We start from the raw sequence: 16,917 nt of genomic DNA, 5'->3' as shown, positions 1-16,917 counted from the left end.
TATTCAAAAATACTTGTTAAATTAATTTGTCAGGATAAAAATAGCAATAAATGCCAGCAGTATTCCCAATATATTTACTTTGTTCAGTTTTTCTCCGAAAATGCTCAAGCCAATAAATACAGAACAAGCTACAATTCCAATATTTACAATACTGAAAACCACTGAGCTGTCGAATCCTGAATTGTTTAGTGACGCAATCAGGAAATAAAGAGAGCCAAAATTCACAAGCCCTAAAATACTTCCACCAATCAAAACTTTTAGCTGAAACAGGTCACGTAATTTATCTTTTCGAATAAGCAAAGTAATCAATCCTGCAATGCCTGCAATTGCAAAAAGCAGTGTCGAAAACTCTTCTGTTCCTCCGGAATTTAAGTATTCCTGTTGTGCATATTTAACCAATGAATCAACAGTTCCGGCTCCAAAAAAAAGAAGTATTGGCAACCAAATATACCTGCGGTTTATCTTATCTCCTTGTTCTTTATAAATGCTGAATAATACTGCACTAACTGCAATTATCATCCCAAAAATCTTTTTACCTGTTATGACTTCCTGATAGTACATGATGGAAAAAAGTAAGGGGAGAACAAAGGACATTTTACTAGCTAAAGTAGTTGCCGATATGCCTGCTTTTTGTGTAGATCGGCCAATGATAAAGAATACAATGATAAAAAGAATACCAATTAATATGGATATGCTGAACCAGTCTTGTTGAATAATGTTACTGAAACTGAATGTGGTATTTGTCAGGAAATAACCACATAAAGAGGCCGTTATATAGTTTATGACAATAGCGGTAAGAATATCAATTTTGAATTTTTCCAGATATTTAAAGGTGATAAATATTCCTGTGGAAGTAAGAATTGCAAATAATAGATTGAGCATAGACTTAATTTTTGCGCAAAGTAATGAAAAATATCTTGTCTAAAATTAGAAAAGCAGATTCAAAATGAATCTGCTTTTAGGGTAGTAATATAATAATTAGTAATAAAATTACATTTTTAATTTCTTGTCAATTTCGTCAATTTGAGTTTTGAAACCTCTGTCAGTATCAATCAAATTGTTTACTGTTTTGCAGGCATGTAACACTGTAGCATGATCTTTTTTCCCAATTTGCGATCCTATGGAAGCTAAAGATGCTTTTGTTAGTGTTTTCGAGAAGTACATTGCTATCTGTCTGGCCTGTACAATTTCTCTTTTTCTGGTTTTTACCTGCAATACATCAATTGGCAATGAAAAATGATCACATACTACTTTTTGAATGTAATCAATAGAAAGCTCTCGCTTGGTGTTTTTCACCAGCCTGTCGATAATGGTAACAGCTAGTTCAAGATTAAGCTCTTTTTTATTTAAGGTAGACTGAGCTAATAATGAAATTAATGCTCCTTCCAGTTCTCTAACATTATTGGTTACATGACTTGCGATGTATTCAATCACTTCGTTATCAAGTACAATACCATCTTTATATGCTTTCTGATGCAAAATTCGAACTCTGGTTTCGTAATCAGGATTCTGAAGATCTGCCGAAAGTCCCCATTTAAATCTGGAAAGCAAACGATTCTCCATTCCCTTCAACTCAATAGGAGCTTTATCAGAAGTAAGAATTAACTGCTTGCCCGATTGATGAAGGTGATTAAATATATGGAAAAATGTATTTTGGGTTTTTTCTTTCCCTGCTAATTCCTGAATATCATCAATAATTAAAACATCAATCATTTGATAAAAATGAAGAAAGTCATTCTTATTATTATTTCTGATCGCTTCAGTAAATTGTGTCTGGAATTTGTTTGCACTTACATACAATACTGTTTTATCCTGATACAATTCTTTTGTTTTAATTCCGATTGCCTGAGCAAGGTGGGTTTTTCCTAAACCGGAATCACCATACAATACCAATGGATTAAAAGCTGTACCTCCCGGATTTTCAGAAACAGCCACACCTGCTGATCTTGCCAGTCTATTGCAATCTCCTTCAATAAAATTTGCAAATGAATAGTCCGGATTTAATTGCGAGTCGATATGTAATTTTTTAATTCCAGGAATAACAAACGGATTTCGAATGGTTAGTTCTTCCTTATCAGAAGGCATGCTAACCGGACGATTTTTTGTGCTTGAGCCATTATTCCCGGGAACTACAACAGAAAAAGGTTTAGAATTTGCAATGTGATTATTTTCCATCACAACATTGTATTCCAATTTAGCACTGTTGCCAATTTCTTTTCGCAGTGTTTTTCTTAGAATATCAATGTATTGCTCCTCCAAATACTCGTAGAAAAAATGGCTTGGTACTTGCAATGTCAGGATTTGGTTCTCTAAGTTCAATGGTACGATTGGTTCGAACCATGTTTTGTAACTTATCGGGGGCACATTGTCCTTTATTACAGCCAAGCAATTATTCCAAACCTGGAGGTGATGATTATTCATTTCTGTGTCAGTGTTTTAAAAATGTAGGGTGTGCTAAATTTTGCTTATGCAAGATTGTCAAAAAAAAAATGAAAAAAAAATTATTTAGCTATTGACTTTTTAAAAACATTTATTACTCTATATAAAACAAGGGATACAGAATCGTAAAAAAAAAGAAATTATTTAAGTTGCAGTTAATCAATGAATTAATATTAGGCTTTGTTTAACTTTCTGGTTGTTAGTCATTTCCGAATACGATACTTTAAGGTCTTTATTATACAATCTATAATTAATCCACTGTAAACATAACTAGTCGTGCGTTAAATAGATTATTAAACTGATCTTACAAGGTAGGGCTTCAGTTGTTTAAGATGTTTTGATTTACTATAATTTCAGCTTTTTAATATAAATCAATTCTCAGGGCTTATCTTAATTACAAAGGCATCTGGAAAATCATCACGAATTTTTTTAAGTTGTCGGATAATATCCTTATAGTTTTGTGTTTCCCCAATTGTATATTTATACCTTCCGTTAAAATAGATTTCTTCAATCTTTCTGTGTCCTTTAAATGCCGTGTCATCCAAAGGTATTTGAGAGGCAGAAGACATAATCTGAACCTTATAGTAAACGTGATTCTCTTTGTCTTTTTTCTTTTGATATTTTTCAGAATCCATATAAACGGTTTTTCCAGTATCAAATAATGAAAAGTGCATATATTTTTTAGGATTGTTTTTTACATCAATCAGTAAATTGGTCAGACCGTTTGAAGCAGCTTCCAGATTTGTGTATAAAGTATCGTTATTGATTAATAAGCCCATAGAACCTTTTCCTGAATTTATTTTTTCAAGAATTTCATTGGTTTGTTTAAGGGTTGCTTTTGCATTGTTTATGGTTTGAGCAATATTTGTAGCCGATAAGGAATCACTAATATTTGAAAAATTAGATAGAATTGTAGATACGTTTTTATTGTTGTCTTTTAAATTTCCAGTTATTGAATCTACATTTGCGAAAATATTTTCAAAATGACTTTTTTGTCCTGTCATTATAGTGTCAAGTGTTCCCGACGCATTTTCAAGTTTTTTAAAGGTTTGTTCGATACTACCAAAGCTTCTTGTTAAATTATCACGCGTGTTCTCATTAAATATATACTGTATTACTGTAAGTACCGAATCAACACCAGACATTAATTTTTCGGCCTTTTTCTTCAGTGGCAACATCTGCATGCTCACCTGTTCTTTTAAATCACCTTCAATACTTCCTTTAATTGTATCGCCGGTTTGAAGCAGAGTTTTCCCTTTGCCGGGTATAATTTTAATCTCCTTTGTGCCCATGATGTCTGCACTCTCAATTCGGGCAACCGAATTAGCAGGAAGTTTAAATTGATCAGAGATAGCAAATTCAACAAGAAGATGATCTGCTGATGCACTGCTAAATTTGATGGATTTAATTTGGCCTACTTTATAGCCCTTTAGTGTAACTGAGCTTGATTTTTTTAGTCCATCAACCCTTTCGTATCTTGCATAAAAAACTTGTTCGCTGGAGAATACATTAAATCCTTTCAGAAAGTTTACACCCCAAATTAAAATTACAATGGCTCCAATAACAACAAGTCCTATTTTTGCGTCTTTTGAAAATTTCATAATTCGGTATTTTAATTTCAGATTGAGTGGTTGTGGGTAATTTTAATGGCAAAACTACTTATGTTTTTTGAAGTTTTTTCGCTTTTGACAGGGAAATACGTTCTCCATTGTAAAATACAACCACAAAACAGTCATTAATTACTTTTCTAATTTCCTTTTGAAGGATAACAATCTCTTTGTATTTGTCAGTGGATCCAACGGTATATTTATAAACTCCATCGCTCATACGTTCTTTAATATTTTTAAGATTATTGAAAGCAGCAGAGTTTAACGGTATTTGTTTTGTTGACGATTTTACCTGAACACAATATTCGAGTTGTGAATTTGTTTCCGGTTCATTAATTACAGATGTTGCTATAGTTGTATCAATACGAACTAATTCTTCTTTCCTTTCCAAAACTACGCTCGATTCTTCAACTTTAGTTTTGTAATCGCGAAAAGCCCTGAAAATTGCACTGGCAAGATAATCCTGATTTTCAGAATGCTTCAGGTAATTGGCTTCGGTAGGATTCGAGACAAAACCAACTTCCACCAGTATTGATGGCATACTAACTTGCTTCAGAACCCAGAATCCGGCTTCACGAACACCTCTCGAGTGACGACCGACTCTTGTTTTAAATTGAAATTCGGTGAATTCTGCCAAATTAATACTGTTTTCCCTATTCATACCTTGTAATAGATTAAAGATGATATAGGAGGCAGGATTTTTTGGATCGAATCCTTCATATTTTGTACTGTAATCATCTTCGTAGAGCATAACAGAATTTTCTTTCATCGCAACCGCTAAATTTTCTTTGGTTTTATGCAATCCTAAAGTATAGGTTTCAGTTCCGCTAATAGAAGGATTATCATTTGCATTAGCATGAATAGATATGAATAAATCAGCTTTGTTTTGGTTCGCAATTTCCGATCTTCTATCTAATGGAATAAAAACATCAGTTTTCCGGGTATAAATTACATTAACATTAGGAAAGTATTTTTCTATATAAGTACCTAATTTAAGTGCAATACTTAGAACAACGTCCTTTTCGTTAATGATTTTGCTTACTGCACCAGGATCTTTTCCCCCATGACCAGCGTCAATTACTACAGTATTGATCTTGGAATGACTGCTTTGCGACATTCCAGCAAGAGGTTGTAGAACAATGGCACACAGCAGTAATAAAACGACTGATGATCTTGTAATTAGACCACGATATATATATTCTGGAATAATGTTCATTAGAAAAATCTTCATAAAAGAACTTAAAAAATGTTTTTGAAGTTCGTTTCGATTAGGGAATATAGCACTTTTATTTGTATTTTTGGCGTCCTAAGAAGGCGTGACTGTTAAATTTGGTCAATCTGACTTGGCGCCGTTTAATTCGATTATTTTACAAAAATAACAGATAAAAATTGCAATTGAAATTACTACAAAGAGTTTTTATTATTTTCATTGGAATAGTATTTCCATTGAGTAGCTTCGGGTTTATTAATCTGACTAATGATTATGGTAATTATCAGCCGGTTACAGAATGGAATACTGTGGCTGTCTCAAATTTATTGGAATATAAAATATCAGAAAAAGATACATTGTTAAAAGTTTCGTCGGATACGTTAGTGTCTGATTCTGTTAAAAAGGAGAAAAAAGCTTTTTTTGAGGCGACTATTGAATACAATTCCGATGATACAATTGTCTTTTCTCTTACCGGACAGAAGGTGTTTTTAACTAAGAATGCTTTTGTAAAATATGGTGAGATTGAGTTAAGGGCATACTACATCGAGCTTGACTTGGAAAAGAAAGAAGCTTTTGCATACGGGATAAAAGATTCAACCGGAACATTTATCGATACTCCTGAATTTAAAGATGGTGCTGAAGAATTTACATGTAAGGAGCTTAAATACAATTTTGACACAGGCAAGGGTTTGGTAAATGAAATTATTACCGAGCAGGAAGGTGGATTCGTACATTCTGAAATTACCAAGCGTATTGATGACAAAACTTTTTATCTTAGAAATGGAAAATATACGACCTGTGATCATCCTCATCCGCATTTTTATGTGAAAATGACAAAAGCTAAGATGATAAAGGACGATAAAATTGTTTCAGGTCCTCTTTATCTGGTGTTGGAAGATGTGCCTTTGCCTATCGGTTTGCCTTTTGCGATGTTTCCTTTTAGTTCTTCCTATTCATCAGGAATTATTGTTCCTAGTTATGGAGAAGAGCAGCGAAGAGGATTCAATCTTCGCGGAGGAGGTTATTATTGGGCGATTAATGAATATCTGGATTTGGCAGTGACTGGTGATATTTTTGCCAACGGATCGTGGGGTGGATATATGGAATCGAGTTATAAAAAGAGATACCGGTTCAATGGCCGGGTTGCTGCAGAATATCATTCCAATACCTATGGTGATAAGGGGTTGGCCGATTTTTCGGAGTCGACCGATTTCGCGATTCGTTGGAATCATACTCAAGATGCGAAGGCCAATCCGTATCGAACATTTTCTGCCTCGGTTAACTTTTCTACCAGTAATAATGATAGAAACAACTCACAATCGATACAGAAGATTACAAATAACCAGAAGCAATCAAGTATTTCCTACAGTAAAAAATGGGCAGACAGTCCGTTTAGTTTGAATGCCAGTTTTCGTCACTCACAAAATAGCAGAGATACTTCAATTTCACTTACCTTGCCTAGTATGTCATTAAATATGACCCAAATTTACCCGTTCCGGGCAAAAGGGAAAAGTACCAATTTGAAATGGTATGATAAGGTGGGAGTAAGCTATTCTTCAAAATTAGAAAATAGAATCAATACGAAGGAAAAAGAACTGATGAGTTCTTCATTGGTTAAAGATTGGCAAAATGGTTATCAACACAGTATTCCAATTAGTACGAACTTTAAATTAACGAAAGATCTTACACTTTCGCCAACCTTAAATTATCAAGGTGTTTTGTATTCCAAATCGGTAAAGAAAAGCTGGGATGCCACCTTAAAGGATGGAGAAGGTGGTGTTCGAACGGATACGATTCAGGGTTTTAAATACGCACACAATTATTCAACCAGTGCTTCACTTTCCTTAAGTCCAAAAATTTATGGAATGTATACGTTTAAGGAAAGCTCAAAATTAGCAGCTATCAGACACGTAATGACTCCAAGTATTAGTGTGAGTTATACGCCTGAAATTGGTATTCCCAGAAGTAAATATTACAAAACTTACCGAAACGAAGCTACAGATAAAGATGTTGAATATTCAATATTTGAGGGGAGTGTGTATGGAACTCCAACAGGAGCGAAGGAATCAGGAAGTATTAGTTTTGGTTTGGATAATAACGTTGAGGCAAAAATGCGTACGGCAAATGATTCAACCGGAACAGAAGAATTTAAAAAGGTAAAAATTATTGAGAGCTTAAAATTTTCTACCTCATATAATATGTTTGCAGATTCATTGAACTGGTCGAATATCCAAATGTCGGGAAGAACCAAGCTTTTTAATCAAAAATTGGATTTAAGTGTACGCTCAACCGTCGATCCATATAAACTTAATGCTAATAATATTAGAATTAATGAGTTTGGCCCACGATTAACCAATGCCTCTATCGATTTGGGCTTTAGCTTGTCGTCAAAAGATCTGAAGGGAGATAGTGGGAAGGACAATAAAAATGATAAGTCTGCTGAACCTTGGAGAGATACCCGATATGTTGATTTTGATATTCCCTGGTCGTTCTCTATTGATTACGGTTGGACTTATTCGAAACCAACATCAAAAAGTACTGTTGGACAGAGAATGGGTGTGAATGGAAATTTTAGCTTAACACCAAAGTGGAAGGTTAGTTTTTCATCAGGATATGATTTTACAGCTAAAGAAGTAACTTCTTCTCAATTTACGATTACCCGTGACCTGCACTGTTGGCAAATGTCTTTCAATACCATACCATTTGGGGCGTATCAATCTTATAACTTCCGAATTAATGTTGAATCTTCGATTTTGGCAGATTTAAAATACGAAAAGAAACAGGCTTGGCAGGATGTGAATTTTTAACGCTAAACTTTAATAATATTATTAGACCAGTATGTTTTCATGCTGGTTTTTTATGCCTGATTGAGAATCCAATTTTTAAGAATCTCTTTGCCATACTGTGTCATAATGGATTCAGGATGAAACTGAACGCCGCATAAATTTAATTTTTTGTGGCGAATGGCCATAATCACGTCCTGTTCGTCCCTTGCCGTAATGCGAAGGCATTCTGGGAAATTATTTTTTGATAATGCCCAGGAATGATATCTGCCGGAATTGAACTTCGAAGGAATATTTTTAAACAGAAGTTCGTTGTCATCGGCAATTAGTGTAGTTTTTGGAACACCGTGAACAATTTCCTTCAGATTGATTAATTCAGCGCCAAAGTATTCGCCAATGTATTGCATACCCAGACAAACGCCAAGTATTGGTTTTGAATTGGCATATTGATCCAATATTTCACCCATTACTTTTACTTCTTTTGGTAGTCCGGGGCCGGGAGAAAAAATGAGTTTGTCACAATTTTTTATTTGTTTCCAATTTATTCGATCATTCCGCATAACAATTACCTGTTCGCAAAACTGCTCAACGATATGAACCAAATTGTAGGTAAAAGAGTCGTAATTATCTATGATTACTATTCTCATTCAGGCATTTTTATTTTAACTTTGAAGTCGCAAAATAAGCGATTTTTTTACAAACACTTAGAGTAAACAAAATGAAAAAAACTATTAATTCAGAAAAGGCTCCAAAAGCAATCGGACCATACAGCCAGGCTGTCGAAGCTAACGGAACACTTTACATTTCAGGTCAGCTTCCTGTTGATGTTACTACAGGAAAATTTGTAGAAGGCGGTGTAAAGGAGCAAACCGAGCAGGTGATGAAGAACATTGGTTATATACTTGAAGAGGCAGGTTATACCTATAAGGATGTTGTTAAATCGACTTGCTTATTGAGTGACATTTCTGGTTTTGCTGAAATGAATGCCGTTTATGGCGAATATTACAAAGAAGAATGTCCTGCCCGTGCAGCTTTTGCCGTGAAAGATCTTCCTTTAGGAGCATTGATTGAGATTGAAACCATTGCGGTGAAATAAATTCACTGGAGTGTAAAATATGAAAAGGCTGCTGATTTTTGAATTAGTGGCCTTTACTTATTCTAACGGTGTAACTATATAAGAGATAAGTTCGAATAAAGGAAGTATTGCCACACGATATCGAGTTTTTCCAATACATTAATAAATTTCCCTAATACAGTTAAAGATTTCCTCAATATCTTAAAGAATTTCCCTGATACATTTAATGATTTCCTGCATATCTTAATAAATTTCCTAAACACAGTTAAAGATTTCCTTCATACATTAATGAATTATATTATTAAATATGTGAGTTTCTCTCGTAAATAAGTGAGATATTCTAATTGATTAATGGATAAAGCATCAGGATTGAGGACAGTATTAACCGATAATAGAAATAAAATACTGGAGGGGGGATAAAACAGGGGCGGAATAGGATAGGAAAAGAATATGGATGAATAACAGATTGAATGAATGTTTTAACAGATCGGTTCGCGTGTTGCTTGTCCAAGTATTTTTCAACCGAGAGGCATTGCTGATTTGTACAATTACAATCTGATTAAACCCTTGTTTAGTAGTGAAATATAAATACATGAAAATTATTTAAAATTCATATGAATAGTATTGATGTGTTCTAGAATAGTAGTTTTTATCTGATATCTAAAACATAAATTCTGAGATTTGCATGACTAAGGGTCAAGGGTCAAGGGTCAAGGGTCAAGGGTCAAGGGTCAAGGGTCAAGGGTCAAGGGTCAAGGGTCAAGGGTCAAGGGTCAAGGGTCAAGGGTCAAGGGTCAAGGGTCAAGGGTCAAGGGTCAAGGGTCAAGGGTCAAGGGTCAAGGGTCAAGGGTCAAGGGTCAAGGGTCAAGGGTCAAGGGGGCGGAAGTCCTTAGTTGATCGATACAGATAACACAAGGAGAATAATATGGATGTTTTTAAGCCGGTTTATACGGAGCAAAACGATTGTCAGGATTGTTACAAATGCATAAGGGAATGTAAACTGAAGGCAATTAAGGTAGTTAATAATTCAGCTCAGATTCTCCACGATGATTGTATTTACTGCGGAACCTGTACCTTAATTTGCCCGGTAAATGCAAAGAAAGTTCGCAACGATGTAAATAAAGTGAAGGGTTTATTGAAACGCAATCAAAAAGTAATTGTTTCATTGGCACCATCATTTGTTACCGAATTCCCAAATCTGTCCGACGGGCAGATTGTTGCCGCTTTAAAAACATTGGGATTTACACATGTGTCTGAAACTGCTTTGGGAGCTCAGAAGGTCTCAAAAAAAGTGTCGGAATTCATCGAAAATCAGGATAAAGGAATTTATATTTCTTCGGCATGTCCATCGGTTGTTGAGATGATCTGTAAACATTATCCAAAATATAAAAATTACATAACCCCGTTTTTATCACCGCTTTTAACCCATTCCAAATACCTTAAAAACCGGTATGGAGATGATACTCATGTTGTTTTTATTGGTCCTTGTATCGCAAAAAAAGCCGAGAGTGATCAGTTTCCTGAATTGTTGGATGCGGCACTCACATTTTCGGATGTAAGGAAATGGTTCGAAGAAGAAAATATCGATCCTTATTTATTTTCGGAGGACGAAAAAGAAGAGGTTTTTGTTCCGGGAAAAGCAGGAAGAGGCGTTCTTTACCCAATAGATGGAGGAATGATTATGGGCGTGAAGAACAACACCACTGCAACCGATGCTGTTTATATGACTTTCTCCGGAATTACAAATATTCAATTGGTTTTAACTGATTTGGATAAGTACAAGAAATCGAATGTGATGTTTTTGGAACTTTTGGCCTGCGATGGTGGTTGTGTTAATGGACCGGGAACCAGTAAGTCCTATTCAACTGCGATTAAACGTTTAGAGGTAATCAATAAGTTTGGTAAAGATCAGGCTTATCAGCTGGAAACTGATTTTTCAATTGAAAGAACTTTTGATTCTATTCTGCCAATAGAGCGAAGAGAACATGCTGAGAATAGTATAAAAGAAGCACTAACCATGGTTGGGAAGTACTCCGATAAAGATGAAATTAATTGTGGCGGTTGTGGTTACAACAGCTGCAGGGAGTTTGCAGGAGCACTGCTTGAAGATCGGTCGGAGCCAAACATGTGCGTATCCTACATGCGCAAAATAGCACACGATAAATCATCAGCGCTTTTGCGTAAAATTCCTTCGGGAGTTGTAATTGTCAACGAGCAATTGAAAATTATTGAGGCGAATCTTAGTTTTTCCAGAATGATGGGAACCGAGATTGAACAATTGTACGAAACGGTTCCTGGTTTAGCAGATGCTGATTTGCATAAAATTGCTCCTTTTTACAAGTTGTTTTCATCGGCACTTTCAACGGGAGTTGATAATTTGGAGAAAGATATTCGTTTTGGCAACAAGATGTTTCACATTACACTTTTCAGTATTCACAAAAATAAAATAGTAGGAGCTATTCTTCGGGATATGTCGCAACCTTTTATTCAGAGGGAAGAAGTGATATCGAGAGCAAAATCTGTAAATCAAAAAAATCTGGAAACAGTGCAGAAAATTGCTTACTTACTTGGAGAGAATGCCTCGGAAACAGAGGAAATGCTGAACTCCATCGTTGAATTTTACAGTCTCTCACAAGATTAACTGTCATTTATGTCATCCAATTTTTACATAGAAGTAGAATGCCAGCAGAAGAACTTTAATGGTCAGTCCATTTGTGGTGATGTGTTTATGTCGCGGAAAATAAAAGAGGAGGGACGAACAATTCTTGTTTTATCAGATGGATTGGGAAGTGGTGTTAAAGCGAACGTGCTGGGTACACTAACTGCATCGATGATTCTGAACTACATGAAAGTGAACAAAGATATTCGTAAAGCGGCCGAAGTAATTATGAAAACGCTGCCGGTTTGCAGCAAACGAAAAGCAAGTTATTCCACTTTCACCATTGTTGAAATTGAATGCGATGGAGAGACCCGGATTATTCGTTATGATAATCCGGAATGTTTGATTTTGCGTGGATTGGAAAGTTTTACCCCCGATTGTGAAGAGTTAAGTCTTACGGGTGATCGCAATGAGGGAAAAGTACTGTATTCGTATCGGTTTATGGCTCAGAAGGAAGACAGGATTGTATTCTGCTCCGATGGAGTTACAAATTCGGGAATGGGAAGTACGCGATTGCCATTTGGCTGGGGCTTGGATAATCTGGATGCGTACGTAAAAGGATTGATTCGCAGACAGCCATTTATATCTGCCCGGCAATTGGGTGTTTCGGTTGTTGACCGGGCCTGTGCTAATTATGGAAATAAACCTAAAGATGATACTTCGTGTGGAGTACTCTATTTTCGGGAACCACGAAATTTATTAATATGTACGGGACCTCCCTACGAAAAATCGAAGGATGCACAGTTGGCAAAACAAGTTGTGGAATTTGTGGGTAAGAAGGTGGTTTGCGGGGGCACAACAGCCGGGATTATCTCTCGTGAAATTCAGGCTCCAATTGAGGTTGAATTAACAATTACTGATTCGGAATTGCCGCCAATATCACATATTAATGGTATTGATTTGGTTACCGAGGGCATTTTAACTTTGGGTAAAGTATATCGCTTACTTAAAAATTACAGGCAAAATTTATCATTGCGACAAGGTCCGGCGGATCTGCTGGTTCGGGTTTTATTGGAAAGTGATAAAATTTTTATTATTAATGGAACAAAAATAAATGTTGCGCATCAGGATCCTAATTTACCAATGGAATTAGAGATACGAAGAACCGTTGTAAAGAATATTGTTGCTCTGCTGGAGGAAAAGTTTTTAAAAGAAGTAGATCTTAGTTATATTTAAAATGAAATATAACCCATATTAAACATGGGGTATTGTTGATTGAATTTCCATTTGGTGGGTAGTCTTGTTGGTGAATTGGAAGAAAGTAACAATCCTCATGAAACAGATCATAAAGACAATAACTAAATGGCCGAAAAAATCGAAATTACCATTTGCTTGGGAAGTTCTTGTTTTTCAAGAGGTAACGGAAAAGCTTTAAAAGCAATTAATACCTTTTTGGAAGAAAATAAATTGAAAGACAAGGTGTTCTTTCATGGTGAATTGTGTACAGGGAATTGTGCAAAAGGACCTATTTTAAAAATTGGAGATGAACTGCACGAGGAAGTCGATCCGGATAGTGTTGTTGAAATATTAAACGGTGTTTTCGGGCTCGTTTAATTAAGTCTTTCAATCCTAAAAAACTCATTATGCCATTAATTGTAACCAATAAGAATAAGTGTAATCTTAGTTATACGTGTATTCGGGTTTGTCCTGCCAAAGCAATTAAAATAAAAGATGATTTTGCAAACATCATTAAAAGCAGATGTATTGGTTGTGGAAATTGTGTTGCCGTTTGTGCTCAAAATGCGATAGAATATAGAAGTTCGGAAGATTTGGTTAAGCAATTGTTAGCTGATACCGAGCCTGTAGTTGCCATATGTGATCCTAGTATTTCCGGTGAGTTTGATGATATTCTGGACTTTCGGAACTTTGTTGGTATGATTAGGGCTTTGGGCTTTGATTACGTTGTTGAAGCTGCTTTTGGTGCAGATTTGGTGGCCTACCGCTACAAGGAACTGTTCAAGAATTTCCATGGGAAATATTATATCTCAACAAAATGTCCGGCTCTTGTAAATAATATCGAGTATTTCCATCCTGGTTTGGTTGATAATCTGGCACCAATTGTACCGCCGGGCATTGCCATGGCAAAAGTAGTACGAAAAAAGTATGGAAAAAATGTTAAGATTGTTTCTTTATCGCCTTGCGTTGCCAGCAAAGATGATGTGAAAGCATTTAATGGAACTGACGGAAGTGTTCATGCGGTTTTGAGTTTTGCAGAATTAAGGAAGCTGTTTACAGAGTACGGAGTTTCGGAAAACTCAGTTGAATTCTCAGAGTTTGATCCTCCATTCGCTCGTTTAGGAGGTCTGTTTCCAATTAGTCATGGTCTGTTTCAGGCTGCAGATATTGATATATCGATGCTGAATGGCGGGATTATTAGTACTGAGGGAAGAAATAATTTTTTGAGGTCGATCAATGAGTTTAAAACTCAGCACGATTTATATCAGCATCTTGATTTATTTTATTGCGAAGGCTGCATTATGGGACCTGGAACTTCGCCGGGGGGAAGAAAATTTTCTCGTCGGTCGAAAGTAATTCGTTACGTGCGTAAAAGGTTAAAAACTCTTGATGAGATTAAATGGCAGAAAGAAATTGATGAATACAGCGATCTTGATTTAACCCGGGGATTTAAATCGAAAGGAAGGGAGCTTCCTGTTCCTACAGAAGAAGAGATATTGGAAGTATTGGTGGAGATGGGAAAAGGAAAAATTGAGGATCAATTGGGATGCGGTTCCTGTGGCTATGAGTCTTGCAGGGAGTTTGCGATTGCAAAATGTCAGGGGCTGGCCAATTATGAGATGTGTTCTTCCTTTACAATTAAAAATATGAACAGCTATATTAAGGAGCTGGGAAATACAAATGCGCAGTTAACTAAAACAAAAGCGGCTTTAAAGGAATCGGAAAGAATTGCCAACGAAGAAAGAATTATAGCGCAGGAAGCTTCAGAAACGGTGTCGGCTATGTTGCAGAAACTTCCTTCGGGTGTTGTAATTGTCGACGAAAGGCTGAAAGTGATTGAGTCGAATAAAACTTTTGTTGATTTATTGGGTGAAGAGACCCGAATGCTAAATGAAATTATTCCCGGGTTAGTTGATGCAGATTTAACAAAATTGATCAGTTTTCATAAATTCTTTTCCACAGTAATTTTAAATGGAGAGGATATCTTAAATAAGGATGTACATTTTGGAAACAGGTTGTTTAATGTTTCGGTTTTTACCATTAAAAAGAATAAGATTGTTGGTGGTATTATTCGCGATTTATACGCTCCTGAAGTAAGGCGAGAAGAGGTTATTGGCAGAGCAAGAGCGGTTATTAAAGAGAATCTTCAAACAGTGCAGCAAATTGCCTTTTTATTGGGTGAGAGTGCTTCCAAAACGGAAAAATTACTAAGCTCGATCATTAAATCCCATGCTTCAGGGGAAGAAGGGAAAGGCGAATAATGGATGAGAAATTTCATATAGATATCGACTGTCAGCAACTCTTTCATCATGGTGAAATGATTTGCGGTGATGTGTTTCTCTCGAAGAGAATTAAAGAGGAAAACAGAACAATTGCCGTGTTGAGTGATGGCATGGGAAGTGGAGTGAAGGCCAATGTGCTGGCAACTTTAACTGCATCTATGGCGATGAATTTTACCGCAGAGCACAAAGATGTAAAAACCATTGCCGAAATTATCATGAACACGCTTCCTGTTTGCAGCGTTCGAAAAGTAAGCTATTCAACCTTTACCATAATTGATATTGAATTTGATGGAACAACGCGTATCATTGAGTTCGACAATCCCTTGTGTGTGGTAATGCGTGGCTCTGAGGTTTTTGATCCGGGATGGAGGACAATTCTGCTTGACAGTGAAGAAAATCAAGGCAAAGAACTTAGAACCTGTGAATTTACTGCCCGAAAAGAAGATCGTATTCTGTTTTGGTCCGATGGAATTATGCAGTCGGGAATGGGAAGCAGGGAATTGCCTTTTGGATGGGGACATGAAAGTGCGTTAAAATTTGTCACCAATATTGTAAAATCGACCCCTTACATATCTGCCCGTAATTTGGGCATGCAGTTAGTGAAAAAAGCTGCCAGAAACGATCAGGATGAGCTAAAGGACGATACTAGTGCCGGTGTAATTTATTATCGGGAGCCGCGTAAACTTTTAATTTGCACGGGTCCTCCTTACGAAAAGGATAAGGATGCTGAGCTGGCCATGAGAGTGTATCATTTTAAAGGGAAAAAAATTATTTGCGGAGGAACAACGGCCGAAATTTTGGGTCGCGAATTAAATTTGAAATTTGCGGCAGGAATGAAAATTACTGATCCGGAACTTCCACCGGCTTCTTATATGGAAAGCATAAATTTGGTTACCGAAGGCATTTTAACAATTGGAAAAGTTGCCCGGATTCTTGGGGATTACAACAGTGATTATGATTTGGGAGACGGGCCTGCAGATCAGATTGTGCACTATCTTTTACAGAGCGATAAAATTTCTATTATTTCCGGAACAAGAATTAATTTTGCTCATCAGGATCCCAGTTTACCAATTGAATTGGAGATCAGAAGAACAGTTGTAAAAAGAATAGTAAGTCTTCTTGAGGATAAATTTTTAAAAGATGTTACTTTAACCTTTATTTAGGTTGGGTGCGTTCTGATTAGATGTAAACAGAAAGTAAGTCTAATAATTTTTGACTTGGTATTGGTTTGGCTATATAATCATCACAACCGGCGTTCAGACTCTTAATCCGGTCTTCGGACATTGCATATGCTGTTTGCGAAATTATTGGAATTTTTGGATTTTGTTTCTTGATGATTTTTGTTGCCTCAAAACCGTTCATTAGTGGCATTTGAATGTCCATTAATATTAAGTCAACCTTATTGCAGTTAAACATTTCAATAGCATCCTCCCCGTTTTTTGCCCAGAGAACTGCAGCCCCTGTTTTTCGGATTACCTCTTCCAAAAAAAGAAAATTGGATTCTACATCTTCTGCAATAAGAATGGTTTTTGAGGACCAATTACGTTCGATTAAATTCATGAGGTATAGTTTGGTGTACTAAATTGGTTATTTACTTAATTCAAATTTATATAAAATTATTAGCATTCAAAAGAAGATGCTTTATATAGAATCCCTTTAAAAAGGTAGTTGATTAACTATTTATTT

General features: G+C 36.0%; 13 protein-coding genes. 7 read left to right on the top strand and 6 right to left on the bottom strand.

Going from position 1 to position 16,917, the window contains the following annotated elements; all coding sequences use genetic code 11:
* Positions 1 to 21: 21 nt before the first annotated feature.
* The 4 genes from ACHZAX_RS11690 to ACHZAX_RS11675 all read right to left on the bottom strand — a co-directional run bounded on the left by ACHZAX_RS11690 (position 22) and on the right by ACHZAX_RS11675 (position 5,277).
* On the bottom strand, positions 22 to 882 hold the full coding sequence (locus ACHZAX_RS11690) for an EamA family transporter (protein WP_143470801.1): 861 nt from the start codon (positions 880 to 882) through the stop codon (positions 22 to 24).
* Between the two features lie 108 nt (positions 883 to 990).
* A complete protein-coding gene (dnaA, locus tag ACHZAX_RS11685) occupies positions 991 to 2,421 on the bottom strand; it encodes a chromosomal replication initiator protein DnaA (protein ID WP_101307908.1) in 1,431 nt (476 codons plus the stop codon).
* Between the two features lie 389 nt (positions 2,422 to 2,810).
* Positions 2,811 to 4,040, bottom strand: a complete 1,230-nt coding sequence (locus ACHZAX_RS11680; RefSeq protein ID WP_320019246.1) for an MlaD family protein — start codon at positions 4,038 to 4,040, stop codon at positions 2,811 to 2,813.
* Positions 4,041 to 4,098: 58 nt separating this feature from the next.
* Positions 4,099 to 5,277 (bottom strand): N-acetylmuramoyl-L-alanine amidase family protein, encoded by a 1,179-nt coding sequence (locus ACHZAX_RS11675; protein WP_394698266.1) that lies wholly within the window; start codon positions 5,275 to 5,277, stop codon positions 4,099 to 4,101.
* A 164-nt stretch (positions 5,278 to 5,441) separates the two neighbouring features.
* On the opposite strand from ACHZAX_RS11675, the gene ACHZAX_RS11670 reads away from it, so the two are divergent.
* Positions 5,442 to 8,063: a putative LPS assembly protein LptD gene (locus ACHZAX_RS11670; protein WP_320019244.1), complete on the top strand. Its 2,622-nt coding sequence runs from the start codon at positions 5,442 to 5,444 to the stop codon at positions 8,061 to 8,063.
* A gap of 50 nt (positions 8,064 to 8,113) precedes the next feature.
* Here the strand turns inward: ACHZAX_RS11670 and ACHZAX_RS11665 are convergent, their stop codons facing one another.
* A complete protein-coding gene (locus ACHZAX_RS11665; protein ID WP_320019243.1) occupies positions 8,114 to 8,686 on the bottom strand; it encodes an anthranilate synthase component II in 573 nt (190 codons plus the stop codon).
* A gap of 71 nt (positions 8,687 to 8,757) precedes the next feature.
* Here ACHZAX_RS11665 and ACHZAX_RS11660 point away from each other — a divergent pair, with 71 nt between their 5' ends.
* From ACHZAX_RS11660 to ACHZAX_RS11635, 6 genes are all read left to right on the top strand, one after another.
* Complete coding sequence (locus ACHZAX_RS11660) at positions 8,758 to 9,135, top strand: RidA family protein (RefSeq protein ID WP_101307903.1); 378 nt, start codon at positions 8,758 to 8,760, stop codon at positions 9,133 to 9,135.
* 904 nt (positions 9,136 to 10,039) lie between these two features.
* Positions 10,040 to 11,755, top strand: coding sequence for a [Fe-Fe] hydrogenase large subunit C-terminal domain-containing protein (locus tag ACHZAX_RS11655; RefSeq protein WP_320019242.1), 1,716 nt, complete (start codon positions 10,040 to 10,042; stop codon positions 11,753 to 11,755).
* Between the two features lie 9 nt (positions 11,756 to 11,764).
* Entirely contained in the window at positions 11,765 to 12,949 is a 1,185-nt protein-coding gene (locus ACHZAX_RS11650) for a SpoIIE family protein phosphatase (RefSeq protein ID WP_320019241.1), read from the top strand.
* 126 nt (positions 12,950 to 13,075) lie between these two features.
* Positions 13,076 to 13,327: an NAD(P)H-dependent oxidoreductase subunit E gene (locus ACHZAX_RS11645; protein WP_101307900.1), complete on the top strand. Its 252-nt coding sequence runs from the start codon at positions 13,076 to 13,078 to the stop codon at positions 13,325 to 13,327.
* 29 nt (positions 13,328 to 13,356) lie between these two features.
* Positions 13,357 to 15,210, top strand: coding sequence for a [Fe-Fe] hydrogenase large subunit C-terminal domain-containing protein (locus ACHZAX_RS11640; protein ID WP_101307899.1), 1,854 nt, complete (start codon positions 13,357 to 13,359; stop codon positions 15,208 to 15,210).
* On the top strand, positions 15,210 to 16,394 hold the full coding sequence (locus tag ACHZAX_RS11635; protein WP_124992798.1) for a SpoIIE family protein phosphatase: 1,185 nt from the start codon (positions 15,210 to 15,212) through the stop codon (positions 16,392 to 16,394). Before ACHZAX_RS11640 ends, ACHZAX_RS11635 begins: the two co-directional genes overlap by 1 nt.
* Before the next feature lie 16 nt (positions 16,395 to 16,410).
* On the opposite strand, the gene ACHZAX_RS11630 is transcribed toward ACHZAX_RS11635, so the two are convergent.
* Positions 16,411 to 16,791, bottom strand: coding sequence for a response regulator (locus tag ACHZAX_RS11630; RefSeq protein ID WP_320019240.1), 381 nt, complete (start codon positions 16,789 to 16,791; stop codon positions 16,411 to 16,413).
* Between the last annotated feature and the right edge of the window lie 126 nt (positions 16,792 to 16,917).

The organism is Labilibaculum manganireducens, from assembly GCF_963665805.2.
GTDB lineage: Bacteria > Bacteroidota > Bacteroidia > Bacteroidales > Marinifilaceae > Labilibaculum > Labilibaculum manganireducens.
The sequence above is the reverse complement of the archived record's forward strand: the minus strand, read 5'-3'. Positions and strand labels throughout refer to the sequence as shown.